Below are 21,801 nucleotides of genomic sequence, written 5' to 3'. Positions count from 1 at the left end.
ATGGCTCAACTGATCGATCTGAATGCGGATATGGGCGAGTCTTTTGGCGACTGGACCATGGGGAATGATGAAGCGCTGCTAAATGTCGTTACCTCCGCCAATATTGCGTGCGGATTTCATGCCGGTGACCCAGATGTGATGGCAAAGACAATGGCCCGTGCTCACGAGAATGGTGTGGGCATCGGCGCGCACCCCGGCTTTCCAGACTTGCAAGGCTTTGGTCGTCGGCGCATGTCGATAGCGCCCTCTACACTGGCCAATATGGTCCGGTATCAGCTAGGTGCCGCGCGCGCGATGGCCGCGGCCCAAGGGCTAAAGGTCCGGCACTTTAAGCTCCATGGTGCGCTGTCGAATATGGCATCAGAAGATAAAGACATGGCTCGTACCTGCTATGAGGCTGCGCTTAGCGTTGATCCAGATATTATCCTAGTGGTCCTCGCCGCAACGCCGATGCAAGAGGTCGCTCAAGAGCTTCGAGCGCGGTGGGCCGCCGAGATCTTCGCAGATCGAGCATACAACCCCGACGCAACGCTTGTTGATCGGTCCATTGATGGGGCGGTTATACATGATCCTGAACTTGCGAGCTCACGGATACTTGCGATGCTTGAGGAAGGCGCAATAATTTCCGAAAGCGGAAAACGCATCCCGACTCCTATCGACACGATATGCACCCATGGTGACACAAAAAACGCTTTGGAAATTGCACGCCAACTTCGCAAGAAGCTCAAAAGTGCGGGATTTACGCTAGCACCTATGGAAGGCACAGGTAACTCTGGCTAGAGCTGCTCCAAATACTCTTCTTCGGTAAAGATCGTAGCTTTGTCTTTCGGGTTGGTCAGATCCACCTCAACAATCCGGCGCGTGCCGCTATTTTCAAGAACGCGGCGAAAGCGAAACTGTCCATCGGTGAACTGCCCTGGCACCATAGTCCAACGGCTTATGCTAGCGGTTAACCCTTTGTAAGGTGCGATTATGTCGATGATCCAGCGACGATCACCAGAGCTCCAATCCTCGTCTTTCAAAATCTCGCCGGAGACGTAACGGCGCTCTGCATCGGCACTCATGTTGGCCCAAGTCAGTAGCCCGCGCGGGATACCATCAAAACGGAAAACCTGAAATTGCTTCAGTGCAATCGGCTGTTCAAAAGCCGCTCGCATGTTCGCGACGCTCATGCGCGCATGCCACGGGCTCCGAAAAGCAAGAAACATGAAGTCGCCGTAGATACGAAGCGTTTCAGCAGAGGGAGCCTCGGAAGCAGGAATATCGCGGCCGGCAGAATCTTGTAGTTTGCTCATGATTGCGAGGCAGCCTTTTTGACATCGCTTTGTTCAGTTTCACGAAGCAGACTGCCCTCAAATCCTTTGAGGGGCAAACGCGCAGGTGGGCCAAAGCCCTCTGGGTTTTGCATCAGTTCTGGAAACAACGCCTCGAGTTCGGCAACGGTACCGGCATTCAACGTATCCAAGACATAATCGCCTGGGAAAAAGCTCTCGGTCGCCGCACCATTGGTTAACATGATCTCGTGGCGGTCAAACAAAACATGGAAATACTCGACATCGTCAATGTCACTTGCGACACGGATATCGGTGTCATTCACAAGGCTTTTGGCTGAAACGAGTATTTCGCTTTCGCCGAAAAAAAGCTCCGCTTTGCTGCTCGATAAAAGGACACGGTGCTGCGGAGAAACAAGAAGATCGCTGGTCGGGGTATTATCGCCAAGCGCGCCAGCGGAAATCCTGATGGGGCGAAGTTCGGGAAGGTGCTCAAGGTCTGTTCCATTCAGAGTTCGTGAACCAATCCATTTGACTGGTTTCAGACCTGAATCCACGGTCTGGACCAAATCACCGACTTCGAGGTCTTCAACAAGCGTTAAGCCGCCTTTGGTTTGAATTTCGGTTCCACGTTGAACGCAGATGGCGATGTTGATCGTGACAAGATCGGCGTCAAATTCGTCATCGTCTGGGTCGTTGGGATCATTGTAACTATAGCCTGTTACGGTAAATGTTATCACCGCTCCGCCGTTTGCGACGATCGCAGCTGTGTGTGCAGAAAAATCAAACGTCAGTATACCATTAGCATCAATCGTAGGAGTTCCATAAGCCGTCGTGCTTAAGTCTGAGATGAAGTATTCGTCGGGTTCTGCACCACCCGATCCCAGCCCTCCGGCATCTAGGTCAAAGTCACCAGTTACCAGAAGGTCGGATTTCTGAACATCGAACGTCCATTCAGCAACATTTCCGAGGCCGCTTCCAACCGCGTTACCGGACACCTCTGTAATATTATAACCCATGTTCTCGCTACTCTTACGCTATCTCGAACACCATCTCATGCCATCAATAAGCATATTTACCTAATTCCTGTCGAAAATATGGCCTCACAATCACTCCAATGGAACACCGCGTATTTGATGCAACACTCAAAGAAACTAAGCCGCCGTGAGGAACACAAGAACCACCGAGCCAATCGCCAAAATCGCATATGGCAGCATGCTCGCGTGGAACCAAGAACTTGGTTCGCGATACCCAACATTAACTGCAAGATTTGACGCTAGGTTCAGCGTCAGATGCAACAGGATAGCGGGAAGTATTGAGCCCCCAGAAAGGGTATAGGCCGCACCGATAATCACCGAATACAACATCACGTGAACCAGAAATGCCGGAAGCGATATTTTTGCGTGTGGTGAATCAATTGCCCAGAGCGGAAGGTGCCAAACCGCCCAGACCAATCCAACCGCAAGCGAAGCAACCAGCCATCCGAATTGCGGCGTTAAGTGCTCCTGCATAAAGCCGCGCCAGCCCAATTCTTCACCCAGCGGACCGAGCAGAAGATTAAACACGACCATGCCCACAAGAGCGCCCACTCCGATCTTGCTCGCCTTTTCCGGCGCGCGTTTTCGCATAAGGAACAAAACCACAAGCGGAGATAAAACGAGGAGCCAAACAGACATAGGTACGCCCGAAACTCTGACGGCGCGCCCAAGCAGATCAAGAAGATTGCCGTTCGCATAGGCCAAGATCATCGCCGCAAGTGACGGGCCCCACACCATAACGAGCCAGAACGGCAGCCCTTTCAGATTGTCCGGACTTCGCGCGAAAGGGAGCACGAAAATACAAGCAAACCCTAATAGAGAAATAGTAAACGTGAGGGCGAGAAATTGAAATACGATCATAAAATGGTCCATCTAAATCAACTTCGCATAGTGTTGTTCAACTTTCGAAGGATTTGCAGCCATTTTATTTCGGAAGCGTTGATTTACAGCTCGGTATGGCGATTTTGTCGATCCGCGGCCGATGGGATTAACTCGTCGAAGTAATCGCGATGTTGATTGTGCAGCGCATTAAGAGCATTGAAAATGGACTGACAGTGTTCTCTGACAAGCTGAGTTGCTCGATCACTTTCACCAGAAACAACTGCTTTTAAAATAGCCTGATGCTCAGAAAACAGAACCGCGGGATGCCCATCAACTCGCAGCGAAATACCCCGCAATCGGTCGAGATGGGCCTTCTCTCGATCTAAAGCCGCTTCGACGCGCATCAGCTCGGTCGCTTTTGCCAACAAGCCGTGAAATTCGTCATCCAAAGCATGAAAGCCCTGAATGTCTTCGTTTTCTGCGGCAACTTTCTGCTGCTGCAGGTTACCTTCTAAGGCAGCTATGACTTGGCGGCTTATTCCTTTTGTGGCGAGTTTTTGCACCACTGCGACTTCAATTGCTTCTCTCAAGAATTGCGCTTCGTGAATCCTTTGACGGCTCAACTTTGCAACAAAACTTCCACGGCTTGGTAAGGTCTTTATGAGCCCCTCTTCGCGCAGTTTTTGAAAGGCTTCGCGAACGGGGGTTCGACTTGCCCCCAAGATCGAGGCAACTTCGCTTTCGGAGATCGAAGCGCCCGGGGCAAGCTGCATGCTCTGAATATGCCGCCGGAGTAGCCCGTAAATCTGATCGCCCGCGCGGTGCAATGTATCTATTCGCGGGAGTTCCAAGTCCCGCACTGACATTGAGGGAACAAAAGGAAGCTGTGAGTGATTTTGTCTGTTTTCAGCCAAACGGGTAAGTACCTTGCACATCAAAAATTGCGGTCCGGCATATTCTCCTTTGAGACCGGTATACTGGTATGCTACTCTGTTTGAGACGCTGTGAATAGGGAGAAAACTAATGGAAATTGCACTTGTTGGCCTCGGCATGGTTGCAGGAACACATGCTAAGGCAATCCAATCCATTGGGGATGATGTTCGGCTCGCTGGCGTTCTATCGCGCCACAAAGACCGCGCCGAAAAATTCGTTGAGGAACACTGTTCCGAAGCCGCCGACTCTATCACCGTATATGAGAATATTTCCGAAATCGCTGCTGATCCGCGAATTGAAATTGTTGCGCTCTGCACCCCGCCCAACGCGCGCACAGAAATCGTGAAGGAGCTTGCGGAGGCAGGAAAACACATTCTCATAGAAAAACCACTTGAGCGAACGCTCACTGCCGCCACAGAAATCGTCGAGATTTGTGAAAACAACAACGTGATGCTTGGCGTCTTCTTTCAGCATCGATTGCGACAGTCAGCGCTCGCGGCTCGTGAAGCCTTGGCGCAAGGAAAACTCGGAGAGATCGCGGCGGTCGAAATCAACGTACCATGGTGGCGGGAGCAAGCCTATTACGATGAACCAGGAAGAGGTACTTATGCGCGCGATGGCGGCGGGGTTCTAATTTCCCAATCCATCCATACGATTGACGTCGCTATCAGCCTTGTTGGCCAAGTTTCCCGAGTTCAAGCGATGGCACGCACGACATCGCTGCACGAGATGGAATCCGAGGACTTTGTGTCTGCGGGGCTAGAATTCGCTAATGGCGCGGTTGGCTCGCTCCTCGCAAGTACAGCGAGCTATCCGGGTAGCGCGGAGAGCATTACCATCCACGGCACCAAGGGGTCTGCGAGCTTGGTGTCTGGCAAATTCACTCTGAGCTATCAGGACGGCACTTCGGAAGTCGTTGGAGAAGAAGCTGCCTCAGGCGGAGGAGCGGACCCGATGGCCTTTACCCACGCATGGCATCAAGCGGTGGTTGAGGATTTTGTCGACGCGGTTCGCAATGACCGTGCCCCAGCTATAACTGGACGCGACGCTCTGAAAGTACAGTCGCTGATTGAAGCCATCACCAAATCATCGAGCGAGGGTCGCATTCTTGATGTGCCCGCAACGGAGTAATTCACCAATGACACTTAAATTTGCCGCTCTGGGCATTGAACATCGTCACATCTATGGCATGGCCCAAAACATGATTGACGCCGGCGCAGATTTTGTCGGCTGGTGGAATGATGGGCCAACTGGCGTTGAAGCGGGCTTGCGCAAAAGATTTCCAGATGTTCCGCAGATCACAAACCGACAAGACATCATTGATGACCCCGAGATCGACCTAATCTTGATCGCAGACGTGCCAAGCAATCGCGCGCAGTTGGCAATTGAGGCAATGGAAGCGGGCAAAGATGTTATGGCAGACAAGCCTGGCTGCACAACGTTGGAGCAGCTCCAGAAAATTCGATCGTGCGTCGCAAAAACGGGCCGAATTTGGACCGTCGATTTTTCAGAGCGCTTTGAAGTTGCCTCGGTTACACGAGCCGCAGAACTGGTTGCCGATGGTGCAATCGGGCGTGTGATTCAGACTGTGGGCTTGGGCCCGCACAGGCTCAACAAAGAGACACGACCAGAGTGGTTTTTCGACAAGGACGCTTATGGTGGCATCCTTACCGATATCGCGTCCCACCAGATCGATCAGTTTCTATTCTTCACCGGCTCGACGGACGCTGAGATCACTATGGCCAACGCCGCAAATTATGCCAATCCTGAAACGCCAGGCTTGCAAGATTTTGGCGAATTATCAATCAAGAGCGACAAAGGCCACGGCTATGTGCGCGTCGACTGGTATACGCCAGACGCCCTTCCCAATTGGGGTGACGGCCGCCTGACGATCCTAGGTACAGAAGGGTATATCGAGCTCCGCAAATACGTTGATCTCGGCGGCAAGGATGGGATTGACCATCTGTTCCTCGTCAACGGAACACGCTGCGAACGGATTGATTGCTCTGATGCCGGGCTTCCATATTTCAAACGCCTTGTGCACGACATCAAAAACAGGACAGAAACCGCTGTTCCGCAGGCTCATACATTCAAGGTCATGGAACTTGGCATCAATGCACAGAATTTGGCAGACGGAAAAAGCACCTAGGTTTACGACATGCCATTGATATCAGGCCCGACCGATCATTTAGGGCGGATCTGACTAGCGTTTGGCCTCGTCGTTAATCGCGAACAGTCAGTGCAACCTTAATCGTTCCAAAACGAGGGCTTTTCACTGTGACCTTCACTTCGCCAGCTTCGCCGGTTGGGCGCACCCAAAATGCGCTCGTCCCACCACGCAATGTGGTAACTTCCGGCCCGACACGCGTGGCCGCACCCTCAACCGAAATCGTTACTGGCTCGCTTATGAACTTCAGCAGATTGCCGACCTGATCCAAGGCACGAATTGCTACTCGAACTTCTCCATGCGATGCGACCAGTTCGCTCTGATCCGGCGCAACTTCGAGCGTTGTTGCGACTGGAGCCGCAAGCATTGTTTTCCGCTCGACCGGTTTGCCATCTAAGTGCCCGACAATCTCTACATCAAGCCACGCGCTACCCCATCTTCCAAGCTCCGGATTCGGCAGATCACCAGGTTCAAGCTTCATAGGAGGATGAGGCAAATGCGCATATCTCTCCCGATACGGGATCATCGGCACTTCAATTCCGCTTGGGAACTTCACGCGCACTTCATCACAGTTTGTGAGAACCATCAGAGGGAAAACACCACCAATGTTTCGCTCTCCGCGCGCCCAAATCGTAACAGGCTGCATTACAACGCGCTCTTGCGGTGACACTTGGCTTGCATAGGCATATGCCGCAAATTTCGGCTCGCGGAACATCGACATTACGCCGTGGTGACATACCCGATCGCCAGATCCGAAATCTGAATGCGTGTTGTAATCAAACATGCACCATCCGATGCAGCCCGCGATATTATCATCCGCAAAAGCCGCATCAAGCACATCGAGGTGCCGCGTGACGTGCTCAATCTGGCGCTGCTCCTGATCGTATACTTTGGTTGGATACATATGGCCGTTGTATTCCGTGACCAAATAAGGAACGTCGTTGCCTAGGCCAGTAGCTTCCTGCTGACTCCGCAATGAGGTCCGTTCACGGTTCGCACCGGGAAGCTCAAACTCACCGAGGATGAAATCATTAAACGTATACACGTCCTCTAGGAACTCACTCTCGAGATCCTTGCGAATTCCCCCAGTTGGGCGCGTTGGGTCCAACTCGCGGGCAAGGGCATTGGTGCGCTGATAGAAATCGCTGTCGTCCGGAGACTCGTTAATACGCACGCCCCACATGATAATCGACGGATGGTTCCAATCGCGTTCGATCATCGCACGAACATTCTCAACCGACCGATTTTTCCATTCTTCACCGCCGATATGCTGCCAACCGGGGATTTCTTCCAGAACCATGAGCCCAATGCGATCGCAGTGGTCAAGGAACCAAGGCGATTGAGGATAATGCGAGGTTCGAACGATGTTACAACCAAGCTCATTCTTTAGAATTTCAGCATCGCGCTCCTGCGAGGCCCGCCCCTGCGCATAGCCGGTGTAAGGGAACGATTGATGCCGGTTCAGACCGATTAGTTTCACGCGCTCGCCGTTCAGGAAAAAACCTTTTGGCGTAAACTTGGCATCTCTAAACCCGAAGGCGGTCTCGCGCTTGTCGGATCCCGCCTCTGTCTCAAATGACAACTGAAGCGTATAAAGTGACGGATTTTGGGGGCTCCAAAGAGAAATATTCGATAGGCCGCTAAACTCGACGCTCTGAACACCTTCAGCCAGAGCCAAATCAGTTCGCGCAACGCTGTTGCCTTCGAAATCTAACACCTCAGCAGAGACTGCGGCTCCCTCGGGAATCCCAACAGAGGCCAACACTTCAAACTCTGCCCGAACCTTGCTCTGCTCGGACAACACATCATGCGTTTCAACACGCACTTTGCCAAATGCTATTGGATCAGAAACCTTGATCCAAACATCACGATAGATACCTGCGTAGGTCAGGTAGTCTATCTGCCCGCCAAAAGGAGGAATTTCCGGATTTTCGGCGCCGCTCAATTGAACCTCGACCTCTACGCCTTCGGAGCCAAGCGCCTCAGTAAGATCAACTTCGAATGGTGTGTAGCCGTCAGTATAAGCCACGGAAGCCTGCCCATTCACAAACACCCTTGCATCGGCCATCACACCGTCAAAAACGAGGCTAACCTGCTTGCCAGCGAATGCTTCGGACCAATCAATTCTCTTACGATAGGAAAAGGCCTTCTGATACGATTTCTCGTCAAAATAATCGTACGGAAGCTCAACCGACGAATGCGGAAGCGAAACTTCGGTTGCGTTCGACCCCTCACCTTCCAGAGGCGCAAAGAGCCAACCTTCGTTACAAAATTCCGTGTACGACATAATGCCCTCCTCCCGACAGATTCTAAGTCTTTTCCTTTAGGTCGAATCTGTTGGTAAATTTTTTAGTAAATTCAGTCAAGAAATTACCTAGTACTCGCTCGCCAAACGATCTTCGGCTGCAGTACCACACTTTTGCAAACGTCTCGCCCGCCCAACTGTTCGACCAACATCTCCACTGCTGAGGTTCCCGCAACCTCGGGAGCCAAGCGAATGCTAGAGAGCGGCGGGTTAAGAAATTCAGACGCCGGATTATCATTGAACCCGACCACTGAAATGTCTTTTGGTATTTCGAGACCCTTGCTTTGCGCTGCACGATAGGCGCCTATCGCCATCGTGTCAGTACAGGCGATTATGACATCAGGCGGCATCGCGGCTTCCAAGAGCTTCACTGCGCTCTCATAACCCAAATCAATGGTCGAGCCTTTGACACAAACCAACGCCGGATCAAAAATACCTTTACGTTCCATCCATTCAGAATAAGCCACATGTCGGGTCTCTTTGGGTAGGCTCTCTTTGTACTTGCTTTCGCCGCCGATAAAACCTGGCCTGCGGTATCCCTTCTCCCACAAATCATCAAGAAGCCTTGCCGTAGCACCATATAAATCATGGAAAACATTATCTAAAGCATGGAAAACATTATCTAAAGCATGCGCTTTTCTCGGCCCGTCAATCATGACAGCCCGCCCCTTAGCAGCTTCAATCTTGCGTTGGAACTCGCTCGGGACTGGGCCAATCACGATGACACCAGAGGCCTTCTTTTTCAGAAAATCGAGGATAGCCGATTCATCGGACGTGATTGAAACTTGAATATTCTGGCTAAAACAGCACCGCTCAATCCCCAAACGCAGACCGGCATAATACGGGTCTTCCAGTTCATCTCCAAGCCAACGCCCGACATGGACCATTATGTTGCGTTCTGCTTGCACTGCCACCCGCGCGCGGCGCGGTGTATACCTCAACTCGCTCGCCTTTGCGATAATCGCGCGCCGTGTATCCGCCGAGACCGAGAGCGAAGGATCATTACTCAGAACTCGCGAAACCGTTGAGTTGGAGACCCCAACTGCATCGGCGATATCTTTCAGCTTCACCATAATGAGCCCTCTCAATCAGTTAGCAACAGATGCTTAAAGCAAATTTACTAAAATTTCTCCAAAAGTACTTAAAATTTTGCAGCCTGTCTATTCACCGGGACGTACATTTCGGGGAGAGCACAATAACGGGACATTTAGTTCTACTGACAAACAATCAATATCAGGTACCGAGCCTAGCAATTTAATCTTCAAACTTCGGCAATACGACGAGGTATCTCCAAAATTCAGGGTACTATGACAAGCTAAGACTTGCCGTTTACTGCACTCCTACAACATGGAGTTCAAAAAGTGCCGAAACGGAAGCACGCTACAATCAAGTTCAAAGTGAAGCTCTCTCCGGTAGCGAGTTAAATCGAGAATCCTCGTAAAATGAAGTACCAATGGAAGCTCGTCTCGCTGAAGTGTAGGTCTTGTTGTTGAATTTCGTCGGTTTCAAGAATGCTGAGACCATAGAGATATAGTAAAGGCACTTCACGACACAATCCTGCAGTTAACCGCAACCAACGCTTTCCCTTAGATATTTATGAAACAGCAAGCGATGCGCGAACTGACTATAGGGGCGGGCCACTTCAAAAGGGGAGATTCAAAGTTTGCAAACTCTCGTCGCCCCAGTATTCCCTCGCACATTCAGGTCGGCTTTTGGGCGTCTCAGACTGTACAAAAATATAGATGGACGGCCCGCCTTAAACCAGGCCGTTGACACCCGTATCAGGCCAGTTGTCAGCATATTTAGTCGACAGATAGAGCAACGAAACTTACGGTGTTCTCAACGTCGAATTAATCGAGGAAACAAGATGTCAGAACCTGCATCCCGCCTGCGTCGAACAATAGTAAATCTACTTTTGGCAATGTTGAATGCTACACTTATTCTAGTCGCTCTTTGCTTATACTTGGAATTGCGCGTTTTACAGAAGGTGGACAATTTAACGGCCACATTCGCGAAAAATCTTGTGCATGTGGAGCCGCTCCAAGACTCGGTTCAAGCACTCTCTTCCGAAGTAGCTGAATTGAAGACCGAACTCGTGGCATTGCGTGAGACACCTGGGAAGCTGACAAGCGCTGCGCAAGAGGAGCTAGCGCTTCGTCTTGACACCCTGAATGAGAAGGTGACGGCCGTGAAAACCAGTTTTGATGGTGTATTGCAGAACCCTGAAACCCTTGTTGCCGAAGTGGTAAACGCGGGCGCCGATGCTGCCGTCTCGGCTATCGCTGATTTACGCGGCTGTACGCTGCCGGAAAATCAAATGTAATGAACGGCCGGCACTGAGTTACGGGCCGCCGTCTTGCCATATTGGCTTAGAATGGCTCTCTCTTCAGTTTGTTGTACTGGGACCAATAGCGACGACGTGAGGTTTTCACATCGCTCGCATATTGGCCCAGTAGGTCGCAACACTCTGGCTGCGCGTTTTCTTACAATGAAAATGAGGACGGGTTTCAGTCGTCATCAGACAACAGTGCCTTCCAAATCACCGCACCGATCGCCGCACCAATTAGGGGAGCAACCCAGAACAACCAGAGTTGACCCATAGCCCCTGTTTCGGCGAAAAATACTGTCGCTGTCGAACGTGCGGGATTAACCGAAGTATTGGAGACTGGGATCGATATTAGGTGAATGAGCGTAAGGCCGAGTCCAATGGCAATAGGAGCAAAACCTGCTGGAGCGCGCGCCGATGTTGAGCCAAGGATAATAATCAGAAATGCTGCGGTGAGAACAACTTCAATGATGAGCACAGAGATCATGCTGTACCCTCCTGGCGATAGTTCGCCATAGCCATTGGAAGCAAAACTTCCCGCCGCCCACTCAGGGCCGCCAGACGCAATAATATAAAGTATTGCCGCGGCAAATATGCCGCCGATGACTTGCACAATCCAATATGGCAAGACTTCACTCCAGGAAAAGCGCCCACCGATTGCCAGCCCAAGCGTGACAGCAGGGTTAAAATGGCCTCCGGAAATATGACCGACAGCAAAAGCCATCGTCAAAACCGTAAGGCCAAATGCCATGGAGACCCCGACAAAGCCGATGCCGAGCTCCGGGAACCCAGCGGCAAGCACAGCGCTACCGCACCCCCCAAACACCAGCCAAAATGTACCAAAGAATTCTGCAGAAAGTTTTTTAAACATATCACAACCCAAAATTGAAACTGACATAATCAAATTCGTATTTCTTCTTATTCATCTTGGTACCACCTCGCTTAATAAGCAAGTCCCATGAATTAACAGGGACCCTGGGCCCTATTTACTAAGCAGGAAATTCGGGTGATTTGGGAGCCAAATTTGACTTTCAGGCAAGGTAACAAGGGAAGCGTTAGTGAACTTACAAAGTGCTCAGCAGTAATTGACTGATGGTCAACACATCAATACATCATGATTTATGGATAAGCCTCATGCTCTCGACGCCTTTGCGGCCCTTAGCCAACCTACCCGACTCGATGCGTTCCGTCTCCTCATTAAAGCTGGGGATTTGGGTATGTCAGCCGGCGACATCAGTGACACCCTTGGCGTTCGCCAGAATACGATGTCATCCAACCTGACCGTCCTGACTCGCTCTGGTCTAATCCGAAATAAAAGGGAAGGCCGAAGTATTCGATACTTCGCTGACATGGATGGCTTACGCGGCCTATTGGTTTTCCTGATGGAAGATTGCTGCGGAGGACGTGCTGACCTGTGCCAACCTATTATCAATGAACTTGCCTGTGCCCGCTAAGGAGGCTGACATGACTGAAACTTCTCTTTCCGTTACGAACGGCTTGGGAAACTTTGAACGTTGGCTTTCTTTATGGGTGGCGCTTGCCATTGGTGCGGGGGTGCTTTTGGGCAATCTCTTTCCCGATCTTTTTGCGGCCCTTGCGGCGTTGGAAGTCGCTTCGGTTAACTTGCCTGTGGCGGTGCTCATCTGGGCGATGATCTATCCAATGATGGTCGGCGTGGATTTCGGCGCGCTGCGGCAAGTGGGTGACAAGCCAAAAGGGCTGGTTGTGACACTTGTTGTAAACTGGCTAATCAAGCCCTTTACCATGGCGGCTCTCGGTGTGCTGTTCTTTGAATATGTCTTCGCTGGGCTGATCCCCCCCGACGACGCGCAGGCCTATCTCGCAGGGGTCATTCTTCTGGGGGCTGCACCTTGCACGGCAATGGTTTTTGTATGGTCGAACCTCACACGCGGCGATGCAACCTACACCCTGGTACAGGTCAGCGTGAACGATGTGATCATGGTCTTTGCCTTCGCGCCTATCGTAGCTTTCCTGTTGGGGGTAACGGATATTGTAGTGCCATGGGACACGCTGTTGTTGTCAGTTGGCCTCTACGTGCTGCTGCCATTGATCGCCGGTTACCTGACACGCCGAAATCTTGTCGCGAAGGGCGGCGAAGCATCAATCGATGCGTTTAAATCACGCGTGCAGCCGTTTTCAATCGTCGGGCTGCTTGTAATGGTGGTTCTGCTATTCGGCTTTCAGGGAGAGGTAATCCTCGAGCGCCCTCTCATTATCGCGATGATCGCTGTGCCATTGCTGATCCAGTCCTATGGAATTTTCTTCGTGGCCTACGGAGCCGCGCGGGCCTGGGGTATCCCCTTCAACGTTGCAGCGCCATGCGCGATGATCGGCACGTCAAACTTCTTCGAATTGGCCGTCGCCGTCGCTATCAGTTTGTTCGGCTTAGGGTCGGGCGCTGCCCTCGCCACGGTCGTCGGCGTGCTCGTTGAGGTGCCAGTTATGCTCTCTCTCGTCGCCTTCGCCAATAAGACGCAGCACTGGTTTCCGAAGGAAGGTGGCGCGCCATAGTATCATCAACTATAGCTTGACCGCCTCTGGCATACTGGGTGCCGCAACCAACGATACCGGAGCAGCATAGGCGTTTTGCGCCAATCGAAGCATGTGCTTGCCCGGTAGCTCGCTGTCCTTGATCCTCGGGTGTTACCAATACTCGTCAAGCTGTTGTGCAGCTCTTGTTGTCAGCGGTGCTGTAACTGAAGCTGATCTGGTTCTCAGTGAAAACGAAATTTTCGACGACGTGTAGTGCTGCTTCAGATCTTTAGGGACTCGCCGCACAAAATAGAAAAAGCCACCTTTGACAAATGAGTGGGGTACAGTTTTGTTCTCCGGCAGCTCTATAAAATGATAAAGCTGAGGTCTTACAATGGCTTAGCGTATAATATGGTGCCCGGGGGCGTAGTACATGCTGGAGCTATGCCGTTGCTTTCAGCCATTTGCTCAGCACTTCAATCGGATAGCCCTTGCCATATCCATGCCCAATGCCTTCGGTTTGCCAGCCACCTATCTGGTCGACGATATCGCACGGACACTCGACAGCGCGAAGCCTGTCACGCATCGAATGACGAAAGCTGTGCATCGTGCAACGGCTCGGTACATATGGCTTCATCCATTTGTTCAGCGCGGCACTGGCGGAATTAGCGTTCGTGGTTTTCGATTTGTTGTACCGGGGAAAAGCGAACTGGCTGTCAGCGTTCTCAGAGAGTAAGCGCTTGGCGGCCCATAGTGACGCCTCGACCAGAGGCACCTTTCGGTTGCTAGCTGATGTCTTCAGCCGACGCCAAGGATGCTCTTGGACAACTACGTGAGGCACTGGGTCATTCAGCTCGAAATCCTCTTTGAGCAAACCCGCAGCTTCTGCAAGCCGCATCCCTGTGTCCGAGACCAGAGCAACCAGCCATCGCAGTTCGTCATCAAGGGACCGGCATTTGGATTGCAGAGAGCGGATCGCTTCGATTGGCATAGGTTCACGATCTTCGACACCGGCACTTCTGTCGTAGTACACACCAGCGAATGGGTTGGTGAGTGTGATACCGGCTTCAGAAGCAGCGAAATTGATGACTGACCTGACGGTCCCAAAGATGCGAGTGATACTGCTACCCGCCAATTCTCGCTTCACCAGCTCGTCGCGAAACGCATTGGCATCCGCCTTGGTATAGCTTCTGATGTCTTTGTCCCCGCAGGCATCCAAGACATAGCCACACGACCGCTCAGCAGCCCTGTGGAAGGTAATTGGACGCCCTTGCCCCTTCAGCTGCAGATAGACTGACACGGCTTCTGAGAGCTTTACAGTGTCAACGCTGGCTTGATCGGTGCATGACATCGAAGACCCAAGCTCGGCGGCAACTCCCATCTTCAGAAGATGCTTGCCCGGTAGGTCTACGTCTTGGATGCGTAGGTGATACCAGTGTTCATCGAGTTGCTGAACTGCTCTTTGCGCTCGGGACTTTGCGACCGCCGCTGATCTTGTCCGCAGCGAGAAGGATATTTTTCCGGTGGTATAGTGGTGGTCGAGGTCCTTCGGGACCCGTCGTGTGAAGTAGAAGATCCCATCTTTCACAAATGAGAAGGGAACGGTTTTGTTCTCCAGCATGTACTACGCCCTTGGTCAGCTCCAGTTAAAGCTGAAGGGAAACAGTAGCTTACCTGTTGGGAATGGTGCCCGGGGGCGGAATCGAACCACCGACACGAGGATTTTCAATCCACTGCTCTACCCCTGAGCTACCCGGGCACTGGGGAACGTTTTCACGTTCGGGTCGCGGTGTTCTAGACGCGCTAAAAGGTGGTGTCTAGAGGCAAATCGCAAAAAATCAGTGTGGTTTGCGATTTGTTTTTTCTAACTCATCTCGAAGTGCGCTCAAATCGTCTTCTTCTTCGGAAGGTGCAGTGTAGGTTCCGTTGAACCAACGGCCCAAATCGATGTCAGCACAGTTCTTTGAACAGAAGGGACGATATTTCTTATCAGAATCCTTTGAACAAATCGGACAATTCATTCTACGCAATCCTTAAGCGGCAAACGTTCGCGTTTTCGTTGCAGTTCATAGTGGCCAAGCGGTGTAAAGCCCACAAGCGCAGTGTCAATCGAATCGACCTTAAAGGCCGCGCGCAACACGCTTTCAAAGGTCTGCCGGTCTTTCTTGGTCATTGGAGCGAGATCAAGAGTTATCTGCCCGCCGAGTCCACGAATGCGCATTTGGCGCGGAAGGTCGCGAGCCGCGGCGATATTTGCCTTAAGGCCCGCAGCAACGGATGTATCTCCGCCCGTATTGATATCAACGGCTACAAGCGCGCGTGTCGGCTCCACATACATGCTGGCGCCGCCGCTCAATGGCACGAAATCATCAAGCGTATCAGAAACCATGCTATCGATTTCGTAATCGGCAAAACTTCCTTCATTCGCCGCCATCACATCCGGCGCGGGCCAATCACGCCACGCAAGCAATTGAGCATCGGGGCCATCAAGCAAAAGCTCCGCTCCGTTGTCCTCAGCGCCAAGGACGCCATCGGCCTGCCCCAACATGAGCGCTATGTCATCGGCGATTTCTTCATGATCTGAATGCTCACAGATCGAGCGGAGGATGAGGCCGTGTGGCACACCCTCCATCATAGACTTGGCCAACTCCATCAACTCGTCGCGGATGTCGTCATCGCGGATCGCGCGGCTGATATTCACGCCGGGTGCATTTGGCGTCACAATCGCGTAGCGACTTTTGAATAGAATTTTCTGAGTAACAGGAACGGCTTTCCCCTCTTCGGCAAAGCCTGTGACTTGCACGAAAATAGACTGCCCGGGCGCGAGCCCCTTACCTTGGCGCAGAAATGCGGTGCCGTCAGGTATCCGCAGCATCATACCGCCCTGCCCTTTCAGCGGACGATCACAGATGGCACGGTAAATCGTTCCCGGCACGGGCATATCCTGCGCAGCGGGATCAATCAGAAGATCGGTTAACTTTCCATCAACCAACATCGCAGCCGCACCGCGGCCCTTCCATTGGTCTAATGCAACAACGCTGCCCTTCATGCGGCCTCCAGCGGGTAACCCGCGCTTTCTAAAAGTTGCGCGGTTTCAGTTAGCGGCAAACCGACGACGCCCGTATAGGAGCCATTAATCCACGGAATGAACCGCGCCGCATAGCCCTGTATACCATAGGCTCCTGCTTTGCCCTGCCATTCGCCTGTGGCGATGTAAGCGTCGATATCAGCTTCGGTAAGCTGCTTCATCCGCAAGATGGTAACAGTTTCTTTCTCGGCAATCTTGTCGCCTACGCGCAGCGCGACAGCAGTTACAACGCGATGGCGGCGCCCCGAAAGGCGGCGAAGATAATCGCGCGCCTCGGCTTCATCAGTTGGCTTGCCGAGGATACGACGGCCAATCGCCACAATCGTATCCGCGCTCAAAACAATCTCGTCCGGCGCAGCCTGAACCGCTTTCGCCTTTTCACGCGCAAGCCTTTGGCAATACGGGCGCGGATATTCGCCCACTTGGGGCGTCTCATCTATATCCGCAGGGCGCACAGCGTCAGGCACCACGCCAATCTGTTTAAGAAGTTCGGCGCGGCGTGGGCTTGCAGACCCTAAGATCAAACGCATCGCTTACTTGAAGCGATAGTTGATGCGACCTTTGGTGAGGTCATATGGCGTCATGGCGACTTGGACTTTGTCACCGGCAAGAACGCGGATACGGTTCTTGCGCATTTTGCCTGCCATATGCGCGATGATCTCATGGCCGTTTTCCAGCTCGACCCGAAACGTCGCGTTTGGCAGAAGCTCCCTGACGACACCTGGAAATTCGAGCTCTTCTTCCTTGGCCATGGTCTCTCCTATTCGTTACCTTTCTCGTGCCAGTGCACGAGCGCCCCTTAAATGCGCGTCATTTTCGCATTTTTCAAGGACAACTTGGCGTGAAACACAGGAATTTGCGCGAATTAGAGCGGATTTTCGGGCGTTCCGAACCGTTCTAGCAACTGCTTTTTGATTTGGTCGCGCGTTTGCCGGTATGACTGCAGCCGATCTTCGCGCGTTTCTCCGAGTCCGGTCGGGTCCAAAACAGGCCAATACTCGACCGAAAGATGGAACAAACGCGTCAAATCTAAAGCGCGGCGCTGGCTCGCTGGCGACAGCGCAATCACGAGATCAAAACTAGATAAATCGTCGCCCCAATCCTGCATGTCGTCGAAAGAGCGGCTCTTGTGTCGAGAAAGCTCGACACCTAACTCGCTGCACACCGCAATCGCAAATCCATCAATTTCAAGATCGTTGTGAACGCCAACCGATTGAATATAGATCGATTTGCCGTACATGGCCTTCATGATCCCCTCTGCCATTGGCGAACGTACAGAGTTGTGATCACAGCAAAAAAGGACAGAGGTCGGGCGGTCGGGGTTCATTTATCCCCCGAAATGCAAGACGCATATAAGCGTAAACAGGCGGCGCGCAGTTGGGTGATCGACTTTGGCCTTTCCTTCGAGCCGCTCCTGAAGAACGCGGGCACCTTCGTCGTGAATGCCGCGCCGCGCCATATCAATTGCTTCGATTTGACTTGGGGGCAGCTTCTTTACCGCGTCAAAATAACTCTCGCAAATCTGGAAATAGTCGCGAACGACCTGTCGAAACGGCCCAAGTGCGAGGTGAAACTCAGCAAGAGGCGCCTCGTCTTCGCTGCGAATATCAAACACAAGTCGGCGCTCGCGAATGGCCAAAGTTACGTTGAATGGCCCTTCTTCTGGATCGTGCCCTTCTTTAATCGGCAAGGCAAAGCTGTTGTCTTCAAGCAGATCGAATATGGCAACGCGGCGCTCCTGTTCGATCTCTGCTGTCGCAGGAGCGCGGCCTTCATCGTCAATCTCGATTGCAACGATGCGATTTGTTGCCATGTCGTTACCCTTCGTTGATACGGTCCAACCTTGCTCGGATCGAGAGGCCGTGCGCCTCTAGGCTTTCAGATTTAGCCAGCCGTTCAGCCGACGGGCCAATTGCGGCCAAGGCTTCAGGTGTCATACGCGAAAGCGTGGTTCGCTTGACGAAATCCATAACAGACAGCCCCGAGGAGAACCGTGCGGAACGCGCTGTCGGCAGAACATGGTTCGGTCCGCCGATATAATCGCCGATTGCTTCGGGCGTGTACTGACCGATGAAAATCGCACCTGCATGCCTTATCTTGGCAGCCAAAGCATCAGCATCGTCAACACAAATCTCAAGGTGCTCCGGCGCGATCCGATCAGAAAGTGCGATCGCACGCTCCAGATCTGGAACGGTGATCACCGCCCCAAAGTTGCGCCAACTGGGGGCAGCTATAGCAGCGCGCTCCAACGTTTCGAGGCGTTTTTCAACGGCTTGCGCAACGGCGCGGCCAAACTCTGCGTCATCCGTTATCAGAATACTTTGCGCGCTCTCGTCATGCTCAGCCTGACTCAAAAGATCAACCGCAATCCAGTCTGGGTCATTGTTCTTGTCTGCAATCACCAAAATCTCGCTCGGGCCGGCGATCATATCGATTCCGACCTTGCCAAAGACACGACGCTTGGCGGCGGCGACAAAAGCATTGCCCGGGCCAGTGATCTTATCAACAGGTGCAATAGTTTCGGTGCCATAAGCAAGCGCAGCAATCGCCTGTGCGCCACCTATGCGATAGATCTCATCCACACCAGCAAGGCGCGCCGCAAACAGTACAAGCGGGTTTACTGCGTCATCTGGCGTTGGAACGCAGATCGCAAGACGTTCAACACCCGCCACCTTTGCGGGAATTGCATTCATCAGAACCGAACTAGGGTAACTTGCGAGCCCGCCCGGAACGTAAAGCCCCGCCGCGGCAACAGCTGTCCATCTCCAGCCAAGCATTGCGCCGGTATCATCTGTCCAGCTTGCATCTTCTGGAAGCTGCTTCTCATGATAGGCGCGGATACGGGAAGCGGCCAATTCAAGCGCAGCTGCATCCTCGGCGTCAACTTTCGCACATTCTGCTTCAATTTCCTCTGGCGAGAACCGCAGCGTCTCGGGCGTGAGCGCAAGTCGGTCGAATTTATTGGTTAGGTCCACAACCGCCGCATCGCCTCGCTTGCGCACATCTGCAATAATATCGGCAACGACCACATCCACATCGGGGCTGTCTTCACGTTTGGTACCTAGAAACGCTTGAAACTCGGCATCAAAACCGGTGTCAGAGGCGTTTAGAAAAAGAGGCATAGATCACTCCGGGTGCTGAGGCATAGATTTGGACGGAGCGATATAGGGGCGGGTCACGTCTTGCAATGTGACATTGAGACATTCCACATCCACGCCAATCAGCCCATCCCCTGCCAGAACCACTAGAATTCGCCCTGTTCCATCTTCACCCGGCTCAAAGCCAATCGACAGGATCGAGAAGACAAGGTCTTTATCGTTCTGATCAATCCCCTGACTTACAACCCCTGTTGCATCCTCAAAAGTCAGAACGGAACGCACACGTTCATAGGGACGATTACGCGCCTCTGCGTTCGGCGCGTCTTCCCATCTGAACCGGTTAAGAAGTATCGCAAAGCGCCGCTCTTGCGGGCGCCAAGCGACTTCGGAAATCGGGAAAACAGCGTCTTGGGCAACGCTAGAAATAACCTGCAAGTCTTCTTCATCTGCTGCAACAAGTTGCAGCGGTTTCTCTGCGCCGTCTTCGAATGTGGCGTCGTTACTCATTCTTTCACCCGTTCAATTTGTGCGCCCACGCCCGCAAATTTTGCAACGACATGCTCATAACCGCGATCAACGTGATAAACGCGGGACACAACTGTTTCACCTTCAGCGGCCAAACCAGCAAGAATAAGCGATACTGATGCTCGCAAATCCGTTGCCATAACCGGTGCACCTTTGAGGCGCTTTACGCCCGTTACTTTGGCAACACCTCCATGCACATCAATCTGCGCCCCCATACGAATAAGCTCTGGGGCGTGCATGAACCTGTTTTCAAAAATCCGTTCTTCAAGCACGCTGGTGCCCTCGGCGGTACACATCAGCGCCATCATCTGGGCCTGTAGATCTGTTGGGAAACCAGGATAAACTTCGGTGACTACATCGACAGCCTTGATCGCATCACCACGGCGCGCGACCATCAGACCGTTTTCCGTCTCGCGAACATCGATCCCTGCGGCATCAAGCTTCTCACAAAAGGCGCCCAGCAAATCCATACGACCACCAAGAAGCTCGACCTCGCCCCCCGCGATTGCTGGCGCAAGCATATAAGTGCCGAGTTCGATCCGGTCCGTAACAACAGGGTGCGTGGCCCCGTGAAGGCGGTCAACACCTTCAATCGTAACTGTGGAGGTGCCTTCACCTTCGATCTGCGCACCCATTTTCCGAAGACACTCGACCAGATCAACAATCTCTGGCTCTCTCGCAGCGTTCTTGAGAACAGTTGTCCCTTTCGCAAGCGTCGCGGCCATGATTGTGTTTTCTGTGGCGCCGACAGAGGCAAAGCGCAACTCATGCACAGCGCCCTTTAGCCCTTTTGGGGCCTTTGCGTGCAAGTACCCTTCCTTAAGCTCGATCTCCGCACCAAGCGCCTCAAGCGCTTCGATGTGCAAATCCATTGGCCGCGCTCCAATCGCACAGCCTCCTGGCAGCGAAACAATCGCATGGCCAAGCCGCGCCAGCAGGGGCCCAAGAACAAGGTTTGACGCGCGCATTTTCCGCACGATCTCATAGTCAGCCACGTGATTGTCGATATTGTGCGATGACATCGCCAGCACTTTGCCGTCCTGAAGGCTTGAGACTTCCGCCCCAAACGAAGCCAACAATGCGCTCATCGTTTTGATATCCGAGAGTCTTGGTGCGTTGGTCAAGGTCAGCGGTTCTTCTGACAACAGCGTCGCAGGCATCAAGGTGAGACAGGCGTTTTTGGCACCCGCAATCGGAATTTGGCCTTTAAGTGGGCCATTGCCCGTAACGACGATTGAATCCATTTTCTGCCCTACTCTGCCTTGTTATCTATATCTTTGCGCGCACGAACCTGCTGCTTGCGTTTGGCCATATTCGCCTTCAATGCCGCCTTAAGACGTTTTTCACGCTCCTCAGCCGCCTGTTTGCGCCCCGGTTTTACGGATTTATCATTGGTTCCCGAACTCATGTCGAATATCTAACGCAGGGCAGCGTGAGCGTCCAGCAAATGCACACATGCAAGCCTGAACAGCCCGAAAATAAGCGGACCTAGGCCAAATTAAGCTCTCCCCAATGAAGCAGCGGATATTCCTCAAAAGACGCTTGCGTCGCCAACCGAATACGTCTAATCACGCGCCACGGACTTTATCCCGTTGGCTGCCGTAGCTCAGTGGTAGAGCACTCCCTTGGTAAGGGAGAGGTCGAGAGTTCAATTCTCTCCGGCAGCACCATCCTCCCCTCAGAAAACCTTAAGAAACCTTAAGAAACCATGGGTTTCAAATAGGGGATATTCAAAA

At 52.6% G+C, this 21,801-nt stretch carries 25 protein-coding genes and 2 tRNA genes; 7 read left to right on the top strand and 20 right to left on the bottom strand.

Features of this window, described 5'->3' with window-relative positions; all coding sequences use genetic code 11:
- Complete coding sequence (locus OU789_RS02795) at positions 1 to 780, top strand: LamB/YcsF family protein (protein WP_274653087.1); 780 nt, start codon at positions 1 to 3, stop codon at positions 778 to 780.
- Here the strand turns inward: OU789_RS02795 and OU789_RS02790 are convergent.
- From OU789_RS02790 to OU789_RS02775, 4 genes are all read right to left on the bottom strand, one after another.
- Positions 777 to 1,295: a toxin-activating lysine-acyltransferase gene (locus tag OU789_RS02790; protein WP_274653085.1), complete on the bottom strand. Its 519-nt coding sequence runs from the start codon at positions 1,293 to 1,295 to the stop codon at positions 777 to 779. The genes OU789_RS02795 and OU789_RS02790 overlap by 4 nt on opposite strands.
- The gene (locus OU789_RS02785; RefSeq protein WP_274653083.1) at positions 1,292 to 2,290 is read right to left on the bottom strand and encodes a Hint domain-containing protein; all 999 of its coding nucleotides are present in this window, start codon (positions 2,288 to 2,290) and stop codon (positions 1,292 to 1,294) included. Before OU789_RS02785 ends, OU789_RS02790 begins: the two co-directional genes overlap by 4 nt.
- A gap of 135 nt (positions 2,291 to 2,425) precedes the next feature.
- The gene (locus OU789_RS02780) at positions 2,426 to 3,169 is read right to left on the bottom strand and encodes a CPBP family intramembrane glutamic endopeptidase (protein ID WP_274653081.1); all 744 of its coding nucleotides are present in this window, start codon (positions 3,167 to 3,169) and stop codon (positions 2,426 to 2,428) included.
- Between the two features lie 83 nt (positions 3,170 to 3,252).
- On the bottom strand, positions 3,253 to 3,996 hold the full coding sequence (locus OU789_RS02775; protein ID WP_274654496.1) for a GntR family transcriptional regulator: 744 nt from the start codon (positions 3,994 to 3,996) through the stop codon (positions 3,253 to 3,255).
- 157 nt (positions 3,997 to 4,153) lie between these two features.
- Here OU789_RS02775 and OU789_RS02770 point away from each other — a divergent pair, with 157 nt between their 5' ends.
- Both OU789_RS02770 and OU789_RS02765 read left to right on the top strand, forming a co-directional pair.
- On the top strand, positions 4,154 to 5,194 hold the full coding sequence (locus tag OU789_RS02770) for a Gfo/Idh/MocA family protein (protein WP_274653079.1): 1,041 nt from the start codon (positions 4,154 to 4,156) through the stop codon (positions 5,192 to 5,194).
- 7 nt (positions 5,195 to 5,201) lie between these two features.
- On the top strand, positions 5,202 to 6,212 hold the full coding sequence (locus OU789_RS02765; protein WP_274653077.1) for a Gfo/Idh/MocA family protein: 1,011 nt from the start codon (positions 5,202 to 5,204) through the stop codon (positions 6,210 to 6,212).
- 73 nt (positions 6,213 to 6,285) lie between these two features.
- On the opposite strand, the gene OU789_RS02760 is transcribed toward OU789_RS02765, so the two are convergent.
- Both OU789_RS02760 and OU789_RS02755 read right to left on the bottom strand, forming a co-directional pair.
- Positions 6,286 to 8,517, bottom strand: a complete 2,232-nt coding sequence (locus OU789_RS02760; RefSeq protein ID WP_274653075.1) for a glycoside hydrolase family 2 protein — start codon at positions 8,515 to 8,517, stop codon at positions 6,286 to 6,288.
- Between the two features lie 83 nt (positions 8,518 to 8,600).
- Positions 8,601 to 9,608 (bottom strand): LacI family DNA-binding transcriptional regulator, encoded by a 1,008-nt coding sequence (locus tag OU789_RS02755; protein ID WP_274653073.1) that lies wholly within the window; start codon positions 9,606 to 9,608, stop codon positions 8,601 to 8,603.
- A 794-nt stretch (positions 9,609 to 10,402) separates the two neighbouring features.
- On the opposite strand from OU789_RS02755, the gene OU789_RS02750 reads away from it, so the two are divergent.
- Positions 10,403 to 10,858, top strand: coding sequence for a hypothetical protein (locus OU789_RS02750; RefSeq protein WP_274653071.1), 456 nt, complete (start codon positions 10,403 to 10,405; stop codon positions 10,856 to 10,858).
- 184 nt (positions 10,859 to 11,042) lie between these two features.
- Here OU789_RS02750 and aqpZ read toward each other — a convergent pair whose 3' ends face one another.
- Positions 11,043 to 11,732, bottom strand: a complete 690-nt coding sequence (gene aqpZ, locus OU789_RS02745; protein ID WP_274653069.1) for an aquaporin Z — start codon at positions 11,730 to 11,732, stop codon at positions 11,043 to 11,045.
- A gap of 250 nt (positions 11,733 to 11,982) precedes the next feature.
- Between aqpZ and OU789_RS02740 the strand changes: the two genes are divergently transcribed.
- Together OU789_RS02740 and arsB are read left to right on the top strand one after the other, a co-directional pair.
- Positions 11,983 to 12,315, top strand: a complete 333-nt coding sequence (locus OU789_RS02740) for an ArsR/SmtB family transcription factor (RefSeq protein WP_274653067.1) — start codon at positions 11,983 to 11,985, stop codon at positions 12,313 to 12,315.
- A gap of 10 nt (positions 12,316 to 12,325) precedes the next feature.
- Complete coding sequence (arsB, locus tag OU789_RS02735) at positions 12,326 to 13,393, top strand: ACR3 family arsenite efflux transporter (RefSeq protein ID WP_274653065.1); 1,068 nt, start codon at positions 12,326 to 12,328, stop codon at positions 13,391 to 13,393.
- Between the two features lie 132 nt (positions 13,394 to 13,525).
- Here the strand turns inward: arsB and OU789_RS16910 are convergent, their stop codons facing one another.
- The 13 genes from OU789_RS16910 to OU789_RS02675 form a co-directional block, all read right to left on the bottom strand.
- On the bottom strand, positions 13,526 to 13,717 hold the full coding sequence (locus OU789_RS16910; protein ID WP_342453573.1) for a DUF6538 domain-containing protein: 192 nt from the start codon (positions 13,715 to 13,717) through the stop codon (positions 13,526 to 13,528).
- 79 nt (positions 13,718 to 13,796) lie between these two features.
- Positions 13,797 to 14,975 carry a DUF6538 domain-containing protein gene (locus OU789_RS02730; protein ID WP_274653063.1) on the bottom strand — a complete coding sequence of 393 codons (1,179 nt, stop codon included), beginning with the start codon at positions 14,973 to 14,975 and terminating at the stop codon, positions 13,797 to 13,799.
- A 63-nt stretch (positions 14,976 to 15,038) separates the two neighbouring features.
- A tRNA-Phe gene (locus OU789_RS02725) sits at positions 15,039 to 15,113 on the bottom strand.
- Between the two features lie 79 nt (positions 15,114 to 15,192).
- A complete protein-coding gene (locus OU789_RS02720) occupies positions 15,193 to 15,375 on the bottom strand; it encodes a DNA gyrase inhibitor YacG (protein ID WP_274653061.1) in 183 nt (60 codons plus the stop codon).
- Complete coding sequence (locus OU789_RS02715; protein WP_274653059.1) at positions 15,372 to 16,403, bottom strand: ribonuclease E/G; 1,032 nt, start codon at positions 16,401 to 16,403, stop codon at positions 15,372 to 15,374. The genes OU789_RS02720 and OU789_RS02715 overlap by 4 nt, the downstream gene beginning before the upstream one ends.
- Complete coding sequence (locus tag OU789_RS02710; protein ID WP_274653057.1) at positions 16,400 to 16,972, bottom strand: Maf family protein; 573 nt, start codon at positions 16,970 to 16,972, stop codon at positions 16,400 to 16,402. The genes OU789_RS02715 and OU789_RS02710 overlap by 4 nt, the downstream gene beginning before the upstream one ends.
- A 3-nt stretch (positions 16,973 to 16,975) precedes the next feature.
- A complete protein-coding gene (gene infA, locus OU789_RS02705; protein WP_039004513.1) occupies positions 16,976 to 17,194 on the bottom strand; it encodes a translation initiation factor IF-1 in 219 nt (72 codons plus the stop codon).
- 113 nt (positions 17,195 to 17,307) lie between these two features.
- Positions 17,308 to 17,769, bottom strand: a complete 462-nt coding sequence (locus OU789_RS02700) for an arsenate-mycothiol transferase ArsC (protein ID WP_263954002.1) — start codon at positions 17,767 to 17,769, stop codon at positions 17,308 to 17,310.
- Entirely contained in the window at positions 17,770 to 18,255 is a 486-nt protein-coding gene (locus OU789_RS02695) for a UPF0262 family protein (protein WP_274653054.1), read from the bottom strand.
- 4 nt (positions 18,256 to 18,259) lie between these two features.
- The gene (hisD, locus tag OU789_RS02690) at positions 18,260 to 19,564 is read right to left on the bottom strand and encodes a histidinol dehydrogenase (protein WP_274653052.1); all 1,305 of its coding nucleotides are present in this window, start codon (positions 19,562 to 19,564) and stop codon (positions 18,260 to 18,262) included.
- A gap of 3 nt (positions 19,565 to 19,567) precedes the next feature.
- A complete protein-coding gene (locus OU789_RS02685; protein ID WP_263954007.1) occupies positions 19,568 to 20,047 on the bottom strand; it encodes a DUF2948 family protein in 480 nt (159 codons plus the stop codon).
- Complete coding sequence (gene murA / locus OU789_RS02680) at positions 20,044 to 21,309, bottom strand: UDP-N-acetylglucosamine 1-carboxyvinyltransferase (RefSeq protein WP_263954008.1); 1,266 nt, start codon at positions 21,307 to 21,309, stop codon at positions 20,044 to 20,046. The genes OU789_RS02685 and murA overlap by 4 nt, the downstream gene beginning before the upstream one ends.
- An 8-nt stretch (positions 21,310 to 21,317) precedes the next feature.
- Positions 21,318 to 21,473: a hypothetical protein gene (locus OU789_RS02675; RefSeq protein WP_263954009.1), complete on the bottom strand. Its 156-nt coding sequence runs from the start codon at positions 21,471 to 21,473 to the stop codon at positions 21,318 to 21,320.
- Between the two features lie 187 nt (positions 21,474 to 21,660).
- On the opposite strand from OU789_RS02675, the gene OU789_RS02670 reads away from it, so the two are divergent.
- A tRNA-Thr gene (locus OU789_RS02670) sits at positions 21,661 to 21,735 on the top strand.
- The last annotated feature ends 66 nt before the right edge of the window (positions 21,736 to 21,801 follow it).

Origin of the sequence: Halocynthiibacter sp. C4 (assembly GCF_028823805.1) — a bacterium.
Taxonomy (GTDB): Bacteria; Pseudomonadota; Alphaproteobacteria; order Rhodobacterales; family Rhodobacteraceae; genus Falsihalocynthiibacter; species Falsihalocynthiibacter halioticoli.
The sequence above is the reverse complement of the archived record's forward strand: the minus strand, read 5'-3'. Positions and strand labels throughout refer to the sequence as shown.

Coding starts and splice junctions, on each gene's coding strand:
- OU789_RS02795 (WP_274653087.1), top strand. CDS start 1: ATGGCTCAACTGATCGATCTGAATGCGGATATGGGCGAGTCTTTTGGC.
- OU789_RS02790 (WP_274653085.1), bottom strand. CDS start 1,295: ATGAGCAAACTACAAGATTCTGCCGGCCGCGATATTCCTGCTTCCGAG.
- OU789_RS02785 (WP_274653083.1), bottom strand. CDS start 2,290: ATGGGTTATAATATTACAGAGGTGTCCGGTAACGCGGTTGGAAGCGGC.
- OU789_RS02780 (WP_274653081.1), bottom strand. CDS start 3,169: ATGATCGTATTTCAATTTCTCGCCCTCACGTTTACTATTTCTCTATTA.
- OU789_RS02775 (WP_274654496.1), bottom strand. CDS start 3,996: ATGTCAGTGCGGGACTTGGAACTCCCGCGAATAGATACATTGCACCGC.
- OU789_RS02770 (WP_274653079.1), top strand. CDS start 4,154: ATGGAAATTGCACTTGTTGGCCTCGGCATGGTTGCAGGAACACATGCT.
- OU789_RS02765 (WP_274653077.1), top strand. CDS start 5,202: ATGACACTTAAATTTGCCGCTCTGGGCATTGAACATCGTCACATCTAT.
- OU789_RS02760 (WP_274653075.1), bottom strand. CDS start 8,517: ATGTCGTACACGGAATTTTGTAACGAAGGTTGGCTCTTTGCGCCTCTG.
- OU789_RS02755 (WP_274653073.1), bottom strand. CDS start 9,608: ATGGTGAAGCTGAAAGATATCGCCGATGCAGTTGGGGTCTCCAACTCA.
- OU789_RS02750 (WP_274653071.1), top strand. CDS start 10,403: ATGTCAGAACCTGCATCCCGCCTGCGTCGAACAATAGTAAATCTACTT.
- aqpZ (WP_274653069.1), bottom strand. CDS start 11,732: ATGTTTAAAAAACTTTCTGCAGAATTCTTTGGTACATTTTGGCTGGTG.
- OU789_RS02740 (WP_274653067.1), top strand. CDS start 11,983: ATGGATAAGCCTCATGCTCTCGACGCCTTTGCGGCCCTTAGCCAACCT.
- arsB (WP_274653065.1), top strand. CDS start 12,326: ATGACTGAAACTTCTCTTTCCGTTACGAACGGCTTGGGAAACTTTGAA.
- OU789_RS02730 (WP_274653063.1), bottom strand. CDS start 14,975: ATGCTGGAGAACAAAACCGTTCCCTTCTCATTTGTGAAAGATGGGATC.
- OU789_RS02720 (WP_274653061.1), bottom strand. CDS start 15,375: ATGAATTGTCCGATTTGTTCAAAGGATTCTGATAAGAAATATCGTCCC.
- OU789_RS02715 (WP_274653059.1), bottom strand. CDS start 16,403: ATGAAGGGCAGCGTTGTTGCATTAGACCAATGGAAGGGCCGCGGTGCG.
- OU789_RS02710 (WP_274653057.1), bottom strand. CDS start 16,972: ATGCGTTTGATCTTAGGGTCTGCAAGCCCACGCCGCGCCGAACTTCTT.
- infA (WP_039004513.1), bottom strand. CDS start 17,194: ATGGCCAAGGAAGAAGAGCTCGAATTTCCAGGTGTCGTCAGGGAGCTT.
- OU789_RS02700 (WP_263954002.1), bottom strand. CDS start 17,769: ATGAACCCCGACCGCCCGACCTCTGTCCTTTTTTGCTGTGATCACAAC.
- OU789_RS02695 (WP_274653054.1), bottom strand. CDS start 18,255: ATGGCAACAAATCGCATCGTTGCAATCGAGATTGACGATGAAGGCCGC.
- hisD (WP_274653052.1), bottom strand. CDS start 19,564: ATGCCTCTTTTTCTAAACGCCTCTGACACCGGTTTTGATGCCGAGTTT.
- OU789_RS02685 (WP_263954007.1), bottom strand. CDS start 20,047: ATGAGTAACGACGCCACATTCGAAGACGGCGCAGAGAAACCGCTGCAA.
- murA (WP_263954008.1), bottom strand. CDS start 21,309: ATGGATTCAATCGTCGTTACGGGCAATGGCCCACTTAAAGGCCAAATT.
- OU789_RS02675 (WP_263954009.1), bottom strand. CDS start 21,473: ATGAGTTCGGGAACCAATGATAAATCCGTAAAACCGGGGCGCAAACAG.